The following is a 14,063-nucleotide window of genomic DNA, read 5'->3' as shown; positions in this document are numbered from 1 at the left end:
CTTTTTATATAAAAAAAGTCTTACTATCAGTGAAAAAAGATAAATCACATAAAAACAACGACGGCTTTAAAGTACCAAAAGGCTATTTTGAAAGTTTTGAAAACAAACTTTTTGAAAAAATAACTTCTGATACCGATAGCCAACTGAGTTCTAAAATGGATTCGGGTTTTAAAGTTCCCAAAGACTATTTTACGACTCTGGAAGATACTATATTGCAAAAAATTGATGATGATAAACCCAAAGGGAAACTTATCTCATTACGAACCAGAAGGAATATTTTGTACTTCTCTGGTATTGCCGCAATGATTGCTATTGTCATATCTATATCCATACCTAAAGAATCAAAAGTAAATTTCGATACTATTGAAGTTGCAGACATACATGCTTATTTTAATGAAGAAGATATTGAATTAAGTACTACAGAAATAGCAGCGCTATTAGATGATGATATTACATATTCTGAAACATTCGAAAAAGAATTAATCGATGATGAAACTTTATTAGAATATCTATCAGAAGAGGATTTAGATGATGATATTATATTTACAGAATAAAATAAACACATGAAAAAGATAGTTTTACTTATTTGCTTTACCTGTTTTTCTATAGGTGCTTTTGCTCAACATGGGTCAAGAGAAAAAATAAAGGCATTTAAAATCGCATATATTACTGAAAAATTAGATTTAACCAGTAAAGAAGCACAACAATTCTGGCCCGTTTATAATGCACATGAAGAGACCGTTGGAAAACTTAGACGCCGAGAGCGTAAATTAATTAGAAGTATAAAAGAAGCCAACGATAACCCTAACGGTTTAAGTGATAAGCAAGCCGAGGATGCTATAAACAGTTTTCTGGAGGTAGAAGAACAGAAATCGCAATCCCGAAAAAAATTAATCGTCGGTTTAAAGAAAGTCATGTCGAGTAAGAAAATTCTAAAGCTCATAAAAGCAGAAGCAGATTTTCACAAACGTATGCTGGCAAGAATTAAAGAACGAAGAAAAAGACACTAAAATTATTATAAGAAAACAGAAAAAGAGGTTGTTATAAATCTCTTTTTTTATTTAAAAACCAGTTTGGCAATTCTTCCTTTGCCTGCCGCTATAGCAACACTATCATTTATAAATCTTACCGTATAAAAGCCTTCTTTACTTAATTCTTTCCAGCTTCCTCCTAGATCATTCGAAATCGATATTCCTGTAAATCCAACAGCTACCATTTCTTTACCACCACCATTAGGTATATATCGTATACAACTCTTATACCCTGCTCCACTACCATCTGATACTAATTCCCAGGTTTTTCCTCCATCTTTTGTAATCGCCTTATTTGCCTCATTACCTTCTGGAGCTGTATAATCTCCTCCATAAACAAAACCGTTATTCTCGTCATAAAAATCAATAGAATACGCTCCCGTAGTTTCTTTTCCCTGAATGATAGGAGTATCATAAACCTCCCATGTTTTTCCTTTATCAGGAGAGAAAAACACCCTTGACTTCATCCCTCCGGTTGCAATCCATGTCTTATCGCCTATAATTGCAATGTTTCCATTACTAGCAGCAAATGCCGCTTCTCCAACAAAAGTTTTAGGTAGATCTTCGCAAGAAATCTTTTTCCAGGTGTCTCCCCCATCTCTTGTAATAAGTATAGACAAACACGTATCTGTAGGGTCTCCCATTGCAATTCCTTCGTTAACATTCCAAAATGCAATTGCATCATAGAACGCCTTTTCGTGCATTTCGGTATATACTATTTTCTCCTCTTTACTCTCTCTATCTATTTTTCTTAATCGTGCAGGAGAACTTACTCCTAAACTAAAAAACGACTTATCGGTAAAACCAACAGCGCGTTGTTCTGCAATCCAGTTTTTCTTTTTTTCTATAGTATCAGTTTCCGAAAACTCGATAATAGTCTTCTTTTTTGTAGCTAGATTTATAAAACCATATCCTTTATTATAACCAAAACCAATCAAAGTATCATTATATATAGCTAAAGCTCGTATACTTATAGAATCTTTTAAAATAGTTTCTATTTCAACTTTAGAAAAATGATGAGTAACCACTTTCTCTTCTGTAGTGCAAAAAACAAAAGTCAAAACAAATAATAAGGCATAGATTAGTTTCATAGGTTCTGATATCAATAATTATAGTCAAATATAATAGTATTTGATCACAAAGGTCTACCTTTGCACACCTTAAAAAATAATACAATGCGTTTACATAGAAATCTTGTCTTTGCTGTTATAGATGGATTACACGAAATATTTAATGAAGGAAGCTATGCAGATAAAGTGGTTCAGAAATTACTGAAACGAGATAAAAGATGGGGATCACGTGATCGTAGTTTTATTGCCGAGACCGTATATGAAATTGTACGATGGAAACGCCTATATACCGAAATAGCTGAAGTAAAAGAACCTTTCTCTAGGGAAAACTTATGGAGAGTCTTTGCCGTATGGGCTACACTAAGAGGGATTTCTTTACCCGATTGGAAACAAATTGCCCCCACACCTACTCGTCGTATCAAAGGACGTTTTGATGAATTAAGTAAAATAAGAAAATTTAAAGAATCTATTCCCGATTGGATGGATCAATTGGGAGAACAGGAACTAGGTAAACTATGGGATAAAGAAATTACTGCACTTAATGAGCAGGCTCCTGTAATTCTGCGTGCAAATACTTTAAAAACATCAAGAGAAAAACTTAGAAGTCTGCTAGAAGACGAAAAGATCGATACCGAATTTATTAAAGGATATCCAGACGCACTTAGGCTGATCGAAAGAACTAATGTATTTACTACAGAAGCATTCAAAAATGGATTATTTGAAGTACAAGATGCTTCTTCTCAGTTGGTAGCTGATTTTCTAGAAGTACAACCAGGGCAACGCGTTGTAGATACCTGTGCAGGTGCTGGTGGTAAAAGCCTCCATTTAGCAGCATTGATGCAAAATAAAGGGCAGGTTATTGCTATGGATATTTATGGTAACAAACTTAAAGAGCTTAAAAGAAGAGCTCGTAGAGATGGTGCACACAATATCGAAACCCGAGTGATCGAAAGCACAAAAGACATCAAAAAATTACATGGTAAAGCAGATCGCGTTCTTATCGATGCTCCTTGTAGTGGTTTGGGAGTTTTGCGACGAAATCCTGATGCCAAATGGAAATTACAACCAGAATTTTTAGATAAAATCAAACATACACAGGCCGAAATACTTGAGAGTTATTCTAAAATGGTAAAGCCAGGAGGAAAATTAGTGTATGCTACCTGTTCTATTTTACCTTCTGAGAATCAGGACCAGGTAAAGAATTTCCTTTCTAAAGAAACAGGAAATGATTTCACCTTAATCAAAGACAAGAAAGTACTTTCTCATAAATCAGGATATGACGGGTTCTATATGGCATTGCTTCAGAAGAAGTAATTTAACACATTACTACTAAAACCTTTACCACCTCAGAAAACTAGGAAAACTGTTTCACTGAAAACAGTGTGATATTCAGATGCTTTACGTATCATCTTTGCATTATATATACAATGCAAATGAAAAGTATCAATACACAAATTATAGTTGCTTTATGCACTCATTTATATGTCATATATTCTGCATGGTCAACATTTCAGACTTCCAGTAGTTTTATCATATTTGGGCTTCCAAAATTTGGAGCTAATATGTTCTTAATAGGTTGTGTTATGTTTTTCCCTATAGTTTTAATAGGGATTTATGGTTCTCAGAAGCTACTTAATACAATAAACAAAAACAAACTTCTGAATAATCAAAAACCTACCAAAGCATACCGCATGAACCCAGAAAAAGCATCAGGACTATTTTTATCTTCCGTACTACTAATTAGCATATATTATTTCTATTCGATTTCAATCTTATTACCAATAATAATAATCCTTGCTATTTCTTTTATCTTTAAGGTAGCCCAAGTACCAATTATAATCTATCCAGAATACATAGAAATAAAACTTAATTCATTCGGTCTTTCAAAATTCATAAAAAAAAGCCAAATCAGTACTTTAGACAAAAATAAAGAATATCTACGTCTTACTTTTTTAAATTCGCAAAACACTGAGCAATCCATAACATTTCAAAATCAAATACTTAACAAAGAAGATCTCAACCATTTTATTGAAGAAATAGAAAAATCTATTAAACAAAATAGAGCAAAATCATCGTAAGTAGGTTATTATAAAGATGATGTAGAGAATTCTAAACTATTATAATAATGAAAAAAACATTCATAATTCTGATTGCAACAGTTTTAGCATTATCATCCTGTAATACGCTTGATGAAACAAAACGTATTCAAAAAAACAACGAAAAGTATGAAATCATCACCACGCTTAATTATTATAAAAATGGAAGGCAAGTTCAAATAACGACAATTAAAGGAATCAATATTGATAATGCTATAAAACATCCTAATATTGATTATGATTCGGTTACTAAAAATCTTCAGGTTGTAAAAAAATATCGAGTACCCATAAAAGAAGATAAAAGGTAGTAAATAAAGTGAGTTTGATATAACGAAATTCACTTAATATATTTTCCCCCTACTGCAATTGTTCAAAATTCGGTGAATAACTCTGGGATTCTATCTTAGTTTTTTACCAAATTTTAGTAAGAAAGTAGTAAATTTGCAGCTTAATAAAAATCAACACAAATAATCGAAGTATGATTCATTTCTTCGGAAACCAAAACGAGAAAGTATTTGCAGTTCAAACCGCCAATGAAATCTCCCCTGAAACCATAAAAAAATTAACATGGTTATTTGGCAACCAACCTCAACTATCTGCGGCGTCTATTGACGCTTTTTTTGTTGGTCCTCGTGCCGCAATGATTACTCCATGGAGTACCAATGCCGTAGAGATCACTCAGAATATGGGTATAGAAGGAATTATACGAATAGAAGAATTTAATGGTGTTACAAAAGATTATACCGATTTTGATCCTATGCTCTCTCAAAAGTATAGCAAATTAGATCAGGATATCTATACCATAGATATAGAACCAGAATCGATTATAGAAATTGATGACATTGCTGCCTATAATATTGCCGAAGGTTTAGCGCTTAGTGATGACGAGGTTGAATACCTCGAAGGAGTGAGTAAAAAAATAGGGAGACAACTTACAGACTCAGAAGTTTTTGGATTTTCGCAAGTAAATTCTGAACACTGCCGTCATAAAATATTTAACGGGACTTTTGTGATTGATGGAGAAGAACAACCTACTTCACTTTTTAAATTAATCAAAAAGACATCAGAGACACATCCAAACGACATTGTTTCTGCTTATAAAGATAATGTAGCCTTTATAAAAGGGCCAAAAGTTACTCAGTTTGCCCCAAAAACTGCTGATAAGCCTGATTTTTATCAGGAAACCGAATTTAATAGTGTGATTTCGCTTAAAGCGGAAACACATAATTTCCCTACTACTGTAGAACCATTTAATGGAGCTGCAACAGGATCTGGAGGAGAAATCAGGGATCGTCTTGCCGGAGGAAAAGGATCTTTACCTCTTGCCGGAACCGCTGTATATATGACCTCATATTCGCGATTACAAGATAATCGACCATGGGAGAAAGCAATGGTAGAAAGAGATTGGCTATATCAAACTCCTATGGATATTTTGATAAAAGCCTCTAATGGAGCTTCTGATTTTGGAAATAAATTTGGGCAACCCCTTATCACAGGATCTGTACTTACTTTTGAGCATGAAGAAAACGCCCGAAAACTTGGTTTCGACAAAGTAATCATGCAGGCAGGCGGTATTGGATATGGTAAAGCCGAACAAGCTATCAAAGCCACTCCAGAAAAAGGAGATAAAATTGTAATCCTGGGAGGAGAAAATTATCGAATTGGTATGGGAGGTGCAGCCGTATCTTCTGCAGATACAGGAGAATTTAGTAGCGGTATCGAATTAAATGCGATACAGCGCTCTAATCCAGAAATGCAAAAGCGTGCTTCTAATGCAATTAGAGGTATGGTAGAAAGTGAAGAAAATACGATTGTATCAATACATGATCATGGTGCAGGAGGCCATCTTAACTGTCTTTCTGAATTGGTAGAAGAAACCGGAGGAAAAATCGATTTGGATAAACTACCTGTAGGTGATCCCACATTATCTGCAAAAGAAATTATCGGTAACGAATCCCAGGAACGTATGGGATTAGTGATCGGTCAACAAAATATAGATACGCTACAACGTATTGCAGAGCGCGAACGCTCACCCATGTATGAAGTAGGAGATGTTACCGGAGATCACCGTTTTACCTTTCAATCCAAGACCAAAGGAGATAAACCAATGGACCTGGCATTAGAAGATATGTTTGGTAGTTCTCCTAAAACCATAATGAACGACAAGACCATTGATCGTAAATATGATAACATTTCCTATAGTAAAGAAAATTTTGAAAACTACCTCAAACAAGTACTGCAGTTAGAAGCTGTTGCCTGTAAAGATTGGTTAACCAATAAGGTAGATCGGTGTGTAGGAGGAAAAGTTGCAAAACAACAATGTGCAGGGCCATTACAATTACCTTTAAATAATTGCGGAGTCATGGCTCTTGATTATAATGGTAAAGAAGGTATTGCAACTAGCATTGGGCACTCTCCCATCTCAGGGCTTATTGATCCAGAAGCTGGTAGTAAAAATTCTATTGCAGAAGCATTGACCAATATCATATGGGCTCCATTACATGAAGGTTTGAAATCTGTTTCTTTATCTGCAAACTGGATGTGGCCTTGCAAAAATGAAGGTGAAGATGCCAGATTATATAAAGCCGTAAAAGCAATTTCAGATTTTGCTATTGATTTAGGAATTAATGTGCCTACAGGTAAAGATTCACTATCGATGAAGCAAAAATATGCAAATGAAGAAGTTATAGCTCCCGGAACCGTAGTGATATCTGCAGCCGCACATTGTAACGACATCACCAGAGTTATTGAACCGGTTTTACAAAAAAATGGTGGTGACATCTATTATATCAATTTATCTAAAGATGAATTTAAACTTGGCGGCTCTTCTTTTGGTCAAATTGTAAATGCTATCGGAAACGAAGCTCCTACAATTATTGATAATGAATATTTTGCAACAGTATTCAATACCATTCAAAAACTAATTTCTTTAGATTTTATTTCAGCTGGGCACGATGTCAGTTCGGGTGGACTAATAACTACATTATTAGAGTTATGTTTTGCAGATCGTAACCTGGGAGCTGAGCTTGATCTTACCAAAATTGGGGAATCTGATTCTATCAAATTATTGTTTGCAGAAAATTCGGGAATCGTTTTTCAGAGTGCTTCAAATTCAGATATCGAATCTATACTCTCTAAAAACAATATTGAGTTTTTCAATATCGGTACGATAAAAGAAGAAGCTTCTTTAAGTATCAAAAATCAAAATGACTCCTTTGATCTTCCAATAGAAGAATTAAGAAATACTTGGTATACAACTTCTTTCTTATTAGATCAAAAACAAACTGCAAATGATTTAGCAAAAGATCGGTTCGAAAATTATGCGAACCAACCATTACAGTATTCTTTTCCAAAACACTTTGATGGTAAACGACCTTTGATTTCTAGTGAGCTTAAAAGACCAAAAGCAGCTATCATACGTGAAAAAGGAAGTAATTCTGAACGTGAAATGGCAAATGCCATGTATCTAGCTGGTTTTGATGTAAAGGATGTGCATATGACCGATTTGATTTCTGGTCGTGAAACATTAGAAGATATTCAGTTTATTGGAGCCGTAGGAGGCTTTTCTAATAGTGATGTTTTGGGATCTGCCAAAGGGTGGGCAGGTGCCTTTTTATATAACGAAAAAGCAAATACAGCCTTAAAAAATTTCTTCAAAAGAGAAGACACTTTATCTGTGGGTATTTGTAACGGTTGCCAGTTATTTATGGAACTAGAGGTTATTAATCCAGAACATAAAAAACATGGTAAACTAACCTATAATGATTCTCATAAGCATGAGAGTAATTTTACTTCTGTAAAAGTACAGGATAATAACTCTGTAATGCTATCTACTTTGGCAGGAAGTACACTGGGAGTATGGATTTCTCATGGCGAAGGAAAATTTGATTTACCTCTATCCGAAGATCAATATAACATTGTAGCAAAATATGGATATGAAGGATATCCCTCTAACCCTAACGGATCAGATTATAATACAGCTATGATGACAGATAAAACAGGTCGCCATTTGGTAATGATGCCTCATATTGAACGTTCGATCTTTCAATGGAACTGGGCTAACTATCCACAGAATAGACACGATGAAGTGTCCCCTTGGATCGAAGCCTTTGTAAATGCCCGAAAATGGTTAGAGAAAAGTGCTTCTGAATGAAAAACAGAAAAGCGCTCTTAGTAATTGATATGCAAAAGGGTTCTTTTACCTCTCAAACTCCACGATATGATACAAAAGGAGTTGTAAGTAGGATTAATACACTTGCGCAACTATTTAGAGCCTCTGATTTCCCTGTGTTTTTTGTTCAACACGATGGTACTAAAATGAATGAGTTTATACCAAATACAGTAGAGTGGGAATTACTAGATGATTTAGAAACTGAGACAACAGACATTTTTCTAAACAAGTATGCAAATGATATATTTTATAAATCTAAGCTTCAATCAAAATTAAACGACTTAAATATTAATGAGTTATTTATTACAGGTTGTGCAACCGATTTTTGTGTAGAATCTACTGTCCAATTTGCTTTAACAAAAGATTACAACATAACTGTAATAGCAGATGGTCATACGACTGGAGATCGCCCCCATTTGAGAGCTAAAAAAGTAATTGAGCATTATAATTGGGTTTGGCAAAATATGATTCTGACCAATGGAAAAATAGAAGTTAAAAATTTTGAGCAGATAAAAGACGAACTAATAAGACATTAAGTTTGTTTTTCTATAAATTGTTAACGTTGTTTTTAAGCTTTTAAACAATAAGTATTTTATTAAAAACGATAAAATATTGAGAAGTTAACAAATTACAGCCTCTTTTTTTTATATCTTAGAGTTGTGTATTATAAGATTTTTTATAATTTGCGAAACTATGCACGCATAATAGTTCTTTAAAGTTCTTAGGTAATGTTGTATTCTAAATTTGTTTATCTATAAATTTAATTATCCAATCACCTTAAAAACAACCATCTATAAAGAGCTTTAGAAGGCTACAAAAATTATTTTTAAACAACTTATGACAAAAATTACGAGATTATTTGATTTCCCACACTATCAATTAGAAAAATTTAATTTAGACAAGGCTTTAATAACTAAATATAATGGTGAATGGATTGCCACTTCTACTAAGGAATATGTAGAAAAAGCAAATCAAATTAGCCGTGGTTTGTTACGATTAGGAGTAAAACCCAATGATAAAATAGCAATTATATCTTCTAATAACAGAACAGAATGGAATATCACCGATATTGGTGTCCTTCAAATTGGAGCGCAAGATGTTCCTATTTACCCTACAATTTCTCAAGAAGATTATGAATACGTTTTAAATCATTCTGAATCAACGTACTGTTTTGTCTCTGATGAAGAAGTATTTGAAAAGGTTAAAAATATTAAGGCTAACGTACCTTCATTAAAAGAAGTCTATTCTTATGATGATATTTCGGGCTGCAAAAGCTGGAATGAAATTCTTGAATTAGGTAAAGACGATAGCAATCAATCAGAAGTAGAAGAAATTATGGCTTCTGTAAAAGAAGATGATCTTGCTACCTTAATATATACTTCAGGAACTACAGGAAGACCTAAAGGAGTTATGCTTAGTCATAAAAATGTAGTAAGCAATTCGATAAATAGTTCTTCCAGATTCCCTATCGTAGATGGAGAAACTAAAGCCTTAAGTTTTCTTCCCGTATGCCACATTTATGAAAGAATGTTAATGTATTTGTATCAATACCGTGGTGTGAGTATTTATTTTGCAGAATCTTTAGAAACTATTAGTGATAACCTAAAAGAGGTTAAACCCGAGGTTATGACTGCGGTACCTAGATTACTAGAAAAAGTATATGATAAAATTATCGCCAAAGGAGCTGATCTCACAGGGATTAAAAAGAAATTATTCTTTTGGGCAGTAGACCTGGGATTAAAATACGAACCCTATGGAGCAAATGGTTGGTGGTATGAGAAAAAATTAGGTCTTGCCCGAAAACTTATTTTTAGTAAATGGCAAGAAGCTCTGGGAGGTAATTTAAAACTAATTGCTTCTGGTAGTGCTGCACTACAACCAAGACTTGCACGAATATTTAATGCGGCAGGAATGGGAGTTATGGAAGGATATGGTCTTACCGAAACGTCACCTGTAATTTCTGTAAACGAAACAGGAAACAGAGGAATGAAAATAGGCACTGTAGGAAGAATGATCCCTGATACCGAAGTAAAAATAGCAGAAGATGGTGAGATTTTGGTAAAAGGTCCTCAAGTAATGTTAGGATATTATAAAGATGAAGAAAAAACCAAAGAGGTATTAAAAAATGGGTATTTCCATACCGGAGATATTGGCGAAGTTGATAGTGATGGTTTTTTGCGTATTACCGATCGTAAAAAAGAAATGTTTAAAACTTCTGGAGGTAAATATGTCGCTCCGCAATTAATAGAAAATGCCATGAAACAATCTCGTTTTATCGAGCAAATAATGGTAATTGGTGAAGGAGAGAAAATGCCTGCAGCATTTATACAACCTAACTTCGAATTTTTAAAAGAGTGGGCAGAGCGTAAAGGTATACAAATAGGCAACTCTATGTCAGAAGCCCTTAAAAATCAATCAATTATTGATCGTTACCAGGAAGAAGTCGACGAGCATAATAAAAAGTTCGGAAAATGGGAACGTGTGAAACGATTCGAACTTACATCGGATGAATGGAGTATTGATGCGGGTCACCTCACTCCTACTATGAAATTAAAAAGAAAAGTAATAAAAGAAAAATACAAAGATCTTTATTCTAAAATTTATGGCTAATTCAATTAACTGATTACAACGCAAAACATATGTAAGCTTTAACTGTTAATCAGTAAACTCCTCATTTTATGGGGAGTTTTTTTATTAATTCAACAAAAAAGTGTAAATTACATCAACTTTTCTCAATTTTTTACTTTATTTATTATGCACGCATAATAAATTTCCTTACCTTTACATTTATAATAATTTTTTTGAATGAGAGAAAAGACAATCGATTATGCACTTAGAGCCACTTGGATGGCGGTCGCTAAGATGTATAATGAAGAAGCCAGCAAAAAAGGAAGTACAATGGCTACTGGATTTGCATTACTAAGCATAGATCCAGAAAGCGGTACACCTTCAACTTCACTAGGTCCCAAAATGGGAATGGAAGCTACAAGTTTATCACGCACTTTGAAAACCATGGAAGAAAAAGGATTGATTTTCAGAAAGAAAAATCCTCAGGATGGGCGCGGTGTATTGATCTACCTCACTCCATTTGGCGTAGAAATGAGAAATTTCTCTAAAGAAGTCGTTTTTACTTTTGATACTATGGTAAGAAAACATGTCCCACAAGAGAAGTTAGACATTTTCTTAGAGGTGTTTCAAACCATAAATGATCTGATATCATCTAAAAAAATTTACTCAAAACAAGAATCTATAAAACCTTAACAACTCGAAGTTAAAAAATGAAAAGAATCATTAAAAAAGTTGCAGTTATCGGTTCAGGAATCATGGGATCCGGTATTGCATGTCATTTCGCTAATATTGGTGTCGAAGTACTATTACTAGATATAGTACCTAGAGAACTTAACGACAAAGAAAAAGCGAAAGGCCTTACTCTTGACAACAAAGTGGTGCGTAATCGATTAGTAAATGATTCACTTACCGCTGCTCTTAAATCTAAACCCTCTCCTATATACCATCAAAAATTTGCAAATCGAATCACTACAGGAAACCTGGAAGATGATATCGCAAAAGTTGCAGATGTAGATTGGATTATAGAAGTTGTTGTAGAAAGATTAGATATCAAAAAAATAGTTTTTGAGAATCTTGAAAAACACAGAACACCAGGTACATTAATTACTTCTAATACCTCTGGTATTCCTATTCATTTTATGAGTGAAGGAAGAAGTGAAGATTTCCAAAAACATTTCTGCGGAACTCATTTCTTTAACCCTGCTCGTTATCTTAAACTATTCGAAATCATTCCTGGTCCAAATACTTCTCAGGAAGTTTTGGATTTCCTTAATGGTTATGGAGAACAATACCTGGGAAAAACATCTGTAGTTGCAAAAGATACTCCTGCTTTTATTGGTAATAGAATAGGAATCTTTAGTATTATGAGTTTATTCCATATGGTAAAAGAAATGGGATTAACCATAGAAGAAGTTGATAAACTTACTGGTCCTGTAATCGGTCGTCCAAAATCGGCTACATTCCGTACAGTAGATGTGGTAGGTCTCGATACCTTAGTTCATGTGGCTAATGGTATTGCCGATAATTGCCCAGATGACGAACGTCATGAATTATTCAAACTTCCGGATTTCATCAACTCTATGATGGAAAACAAATGGTTAGGAAGTAAAACCAAGCAAGGGTTTTATAAAAAGAATGTTGGTGCCGACGGAAAAAGAGAAATCCTGTCTTTGGATTTAGATACGTTAGAATATAGAGAAAAGAAAAGAGCCTCTTTTGCTACGCTTGAAATGACAAAAACTATAGATAAAGTAGTTGATCGTTTTAAAGTATTAGTATCGGGTAAAGATAAAGCTGGAGAGTTCTATCGTAAAAATTTATCTGCATTATTCGCATATGTATCTAATCGTATTCCTGAAATTACAGATGATTTATATAAAATCGATGATGCAATGAAAGCTGGTTTTGGATGGGAGCATGGTCCTTTTCAGATCTGGGATGCTGTCGGAGTAGAAAAAGGAATCGAAATGATGCGTGCAGAAGGTTATGAACCTGCTTCATGGGTACTAGATATGATCGCCTCGGGAAGTACTTCCTTTTATACCATAAATAACGGAGCTACATTTTTCTATGATATTCCTAAAAAAGAACAAGTAAAAGTACCAGGACAAGATGCATTTATCATTCTGGATAATATTCGCAAATCTTCAGAAGTATTTAAAAATAGTGGAGTTGTAGTAGAAGATCTTGGTGATGGAATCCTAAATGTAGAATTTCAAAGTAAGATGAACACTATTGGTGGTGATGTGTTAGCTGGACTAAACAAAGCTATCGATATTGCCGAAAAAGATTTCCAAGGATTGGTTGTTGGTAATCAGGCTGCAAATTTCTCTGTAGGTGCAAATATCGGAATGATATTTATGATGGCTGTTGAGCAAGAATATGATGAGCTTAATATGGCAATTAAGTACTTTCAGGATTCTATGATGCGCATGCGTTATTCTGCGATCCCAACAATTGCTGCTCCTCATGGTATGACGCTTGGTGGCGGATGTGAGCTTTCTATGCATGCAGATAAAGTAGTTGCTGCTGCAGAAACATATATAGGGCTAGTAGAATTTGGTGTTGGTGTTATCCCCGGTGGTGGTGGATCCAAAGAAATGGCATTAAGAGCCTCAGATACTTTTAAGAAAAATGATGTAGAACTTAATGTACTACAAGAGCACTTCTTAACTATTGGTATGGCCAAAGTATCTACTTCTGCTTATGAAGCATACGATACCAACATCCTTCAAAAAGGAAAAGATATTGTAGTCGTTAATAAAGATCGCCAAATCGCTACAGCAAAAGCACATGCAAAATTAATGGCAGAACAAGGGTATACACAACCTGTAAAACGTAAGGATGTAAAAGTCTTGGGGAAACAAGCATTAGGTATGTTCTTGGTAGGAACTGACTCTATGGAAGCTAGTAAATATATTTCTGAGCATGATCATAAAATAGCTAACAAGCTAGGATATGTAATGGCTGGTGGAGACTTATCTGAACCAACATTGGTTACAGAGCAATACTTATTGGATCTGGAACGTGAAGCTTTCTTGTCACTTTGTACAGAACGTAAGACTCTTGAGCGTATCGAGCATATGCTTAAGAAAGGAAAACCTCTAAGAAACTAGAAAAAGAAAAC

General features: G+C 34.3%; 11 protein-coding genes. 10 read left to right on the top strand and 1 reads right to left on the bottom strand.

From position 1 onward, the window contains the following. Nucleotides 1-29 precede the first annotated feature (29 nt). Nucleotides 30-554, top strand: coding sequence for a hypothetical protein (locus NNH57_RS03145; protein ID WP_108808669.1), 525 nt, complete (start codon nucleotides 30-32; stop codon nucleotides 552-554). A 9-nt stretch (nucleotides 555-563) separates the two neighbouring features. Next, entirely contained in the window at nucleotides 564-1,010 is a 447-nt protein-coding gene (locus NNH57_RS03140; protein WP_108808668.1) for a sensor of ECF-type sigma factor, read from the top strand. A gap of 47 nt (nucleotides 1,011-1,057) precedes the next feature. On the opposite strand, the gene NNH57_RS03135 is transcribed toward NNH57_RS03140, so the two are convergent. After that, nucleotides 1,058-2,122: a WD40/YVTN/BNR-like repeat-containing protein gene (locus tag NNH57_RS03135; protein ID WP_108808783.1), complete on the bottom strand. Its 1,065-nt coding sequence runs from the start codon at nucleotides 2,120-2,122 to the stop codon at nucleotides 1,058-1,060. 84 nt (nucleotides 2,123-2,206) lie between these two features. On the opposite strand from NNH57_RS03135, the gene NNH57_RS03130 reads away from it, so the two are divergent. The 8 genes from NNH57_RS03130 (at nucleotide 2,207) to NNH57_RS03095 (ending at nucleotide 14,052) form a co-directional block, all read left to right on the top strand. Beyond that, nucleotides 2,207-3,415 (top strand): RsmB/NOP family class I SAM-dependent RNA methyltransferase, encoded by a 1,209-nt coding sequence (locus NNH57_RS03130; RefSeq protein ID WP_074410123.1) that lies wholly within the window; start codon nucleotides 2,207-2,209, stop codon nucleotides 3,413-3,415. 119 nt (nucleotides 3,416-3,534) lie between these two features. Then, on the top strand, nucleotides 3,535-4,179 hold the full coding sequence (locus NNH57_RS03125) for a hypothetical protein (RefSeq protein WP_074410122.1): 645 nt from the start codon (nucleotides 3,535-3,537) through the stop codon (nucleotides 4,177-4,179). A gap of 47 nt (nucleotides 4,180-4,226) precedes the next feature. After that, nucleotides 4,227-4,505, top strand: a complete 279-nt coding sequence (locus NNH57_RS03120) for a hypothetical protein (protein ID WP_074410121.1) — start codon at nucleotides 4,227-4,229, stop codon at nucleotides 4,503-4,505. 170 nt (nucleotides 4,506-4,675) lie between these two features. Next, nucleotides 4,676-8,350, top strand: coding sequence for a phosphoribosylformylglycinamidine synthase (gene purL / locus NNH57_RS03115; protein ID WP_108808667.1), 3,675 nt, complete (start codon nucleotides 4,676-4,678; stop codon nucleotides 8,348-8,350). Further along, the gene (locus NNH57_RS03110) at nucleotides 8,347-8,904 is read left to right on the top strand and encodes an isochorismatase family protein (RefSeq protein WP_108808666.1); all 558 of its coding nucleotides are present in this window, start codon (nucleotides 8,347-8,349) and stop codon (nucleotides 8,902-8,904) included. The genes purL and NNH57_RS03110 overlap by 4 nt, the downstream gene beginning before the upstream one ends. A gap of 301 nt (nucleotides 8,905-9,205) precedes the next feature. Beyond that, nucleotides 9,206-10,978 (top strand): AMP-dependent synthetase/ligase, encoded by a 1,773-nt coding sequence (locus NNH57_RS03105; protein ID WP_074410118.1) that lies wholly within the window; start codon nucleotides 9,206-9,208, stop codon nucleotides 10,976-10,978. A 195-nt stretch (nucleotides 10,979-11,173) separates the two neighbouring features. Then, nucleotides 11,174-11,629: a MarR family winged helix-turn-helix transcriptional regulator gene (locus NNH57_RS03100; protein ID WP_074410117.1), complete on the top strand. Its 456-nt coding sequence runs from the start codon at nucleotides 11,174-11,176 to the stop codon at nucleotides 11,627-11,629. Nucleotides 11,630-11,646: 17 nt separating this feature from the next. Further along, entirely contained in the window at nucleotides 11,647-14,052 is a 2,406-nt protein-coding gene (locus tag NNH57_RS03095; RefSeq protein ID WP_074410116.1) for a 3-hydroxyacyl-CoA dehydrogenase/enoyl-CoA hydratase family protein, read from the top strand. Nucleotides 14,053-14,063: the final 11 nt, after the last annotated feature.

This window comes from Aquimarina spinulae (assembly GCF_943373825.1).
Lineage (GTDB): Bacteria > Bacteroidota > Bacteroidia > Flavobacteriales > Flavobacteriaceae > Aquimarina > Aquimarina spinulae.
This window is presented reverse-complemented; position numbering and strand designations above follow the sequence as displayed.

Excerpts from the sequence above, each read along its gene's own strand:
- NNH57_RS03140 (WP_108808668.1), top strand. The coding sequence starts at position 564 with ATGAAAAAGATAGTTTTACTTATTTGCTTTACCTGTTTTTCTATAGGT.
- NNH57_RS03135 (WP_108808783.1), bottom strand. The coding sequence starts at position 2,122 with ATGAAACTAATCTATGCCTTATTATTTGTTTTGACTTTTGTTTTTTGC.
- NNH57_RS03130 (WP_074410123.1), top strand. The coding sequence starts at position 2,207 with ATGCGTTTACATAGAAATCTTGTCTTTGCTGTTATAGATGGATTACAC.
- NNH57_RS03125 (WP_074410122.1), top strand. The coding sequence starts at position 3,535 with ATGAAAAGTATCAATACACAAATTATAGTTGCTTTATGCACTCATTTA.
- NNH57_RS03120 (WP_074410121.1), top strand. The coding sequence starts at position 4,227 with ATGAAAAAAACATTCATAATTCTGATTGCAACAGTTTTAGCATTATCA.
- purL (WP_108808667.1), top strand. The coding sequence starts at position 4,676 with ATGATTCATTTCTTCGGAAACCAAAACGAGAAAGTATTTGCAGTTCAA.
- NNH57_RS03110 (WP_108808666.1), top strand. The coding sequence starts at position 8,347 with ATGAAAAACAGAAAAGCGCTCTTAGTAATTGATATGCAAAAGGGTTCT.
- NNH57_RS03105 (WP_074410118.1), top strand. The coding sequence starts at position 9,206 with ATGACAAAAATTACGAGATTATTTGATTTCCCACACTATCAATTAGAA.
- NNH57_RS03100 (WP_074410117.1), top strand. The coding sequence starts at position 11,174 with ATGAGAGAAAAGACAATCGATTATGCACTTAGAGCCACTTGGATGGCG.
- NNH57_RS03095 (WP_074410116.1), top strand. The coding sequence starts at position 11,647 with ATGAAAAGAATCATTAAAAAAGTTGCAGTTATCGGTTCAGGAATCATG.